This window comes from Rubrobacter taiwanensis, from assembly GCF_004337705.1.
Lineage (GTDB): Bacteria > Actinomycetota > Rubrobacteria > Rubrobacterales > Rubrobacteraceae > Rubrobacter_C > Rubrobacter_C taiwanensis.
The window spans coordinates 1-917 of record NZ_SKBU01000049.1 but is presented as its reverse complement, the minus strand read 5'-3'; the positions used below and the strand labels follow the sequence as shown (position 1 = coordinate 917).

Sequence of the window (917 nt, the reverse complement as noted above, 5' to 3'; positions counted from 1 at the left end):
AGAAACCGTCCGAAAAGTGGTCTTGAGGCAGTGACTCGGTACCCTACCGAGCATGATGAGAAGAGCATACCAGACCGATCTGTCCGATGCCGAATGGAAGATCATCGAGCCTTACCTACCCGCCCAGAACAATACCGGCCGACCCAGAACTCATGCTACCCGCGAGATCCTCAACGCCATCTTTTACATCCTCAGGAGCGGCTGTGCCTGGAGGCTTTTGCCCCACGACTTCCCGCCGTGGAAGACCGTTCACCATTACTTCAGAACTTGGCGTCTTGACGGCACCTGGGAGAGGCTCAATGCCGCTTTACGCGAAAGATTACGGATTCGCTTGGGGAGAGATCCCCAGCCCAGTGCAGGTATAGTCGATTCGCAATCGGTCAAGAGCACTGGAGTAGGTGGTAAAGAGCGCGGCTATGACGGGGGCAAGAAGGTAAAGGGCAGAAAGCGTCATCTGCTGGTCGATACGCAGGGGTTGGTGCTCAAAGCCAGGGTCCATGGGGCGGACATCATGGACCGAGACGGGATAAAGCTACTGCTTGAGCAAGGACGAGAACTCTTTTCTCGCCTGTCTCATCTGTGGCTCGATGCCAGCTACAACGGCCAGGGTAAGGGCAAAGACTGGGTAGAGAAGACTTTGGGTTGGACAGCGCAGACCGTCAAACGCCCCAGTCGCCGACGCTGGGTGCCCGAGGGAGTAGAGATAGACTGGGAGAAGATCTTGCCGCCAGCGGGCTTCATTGTCTTACCGAGAAGATGGGTAGTGGAGCGGACTTTCTCGTGGATAGACCAGAACAGAAGGATGAGCAAGGACTACGAGCGGTTGCCAGAGAGTGGGGAGGCGTTCATTTACGTGGCGATGAGCCGTTTGATGGTGAGGCGGTTGGCTCGCAAATGAGGCTTTTCGGACGGTTTCT

The 917-nt window shown here is 56.2% G+C and carries 1 protein-coding gene; it reads left to right on the top strand.

Annotated features, from left to right (window positions below):
- The first annotated feature begins 52 nt into the window (after positions 1-52).
- The gene (locus E0L93_RS15480) at positions 53-898 is read left to right on the top strand and encodes an IS5 family transposase (RefSeq protein ID WP_132692990.1); all 846 of its coding nucleotides are present in this window, start codon (positions 53-55) and stop codon (positions 896-898) included.
- Positions 899-917 lie beyond the last annotated feature (19 nt).

Bases quoted from the DNA above. Each gene is read 5' to 3' on its own strand.
- E0L93_RS15480 (WP_132692990.1), top strand. From the start codon at position 53: ATGATGAGAAGAGCATACCAGACCGATCTGTCCGATGCCGAATGGAAG.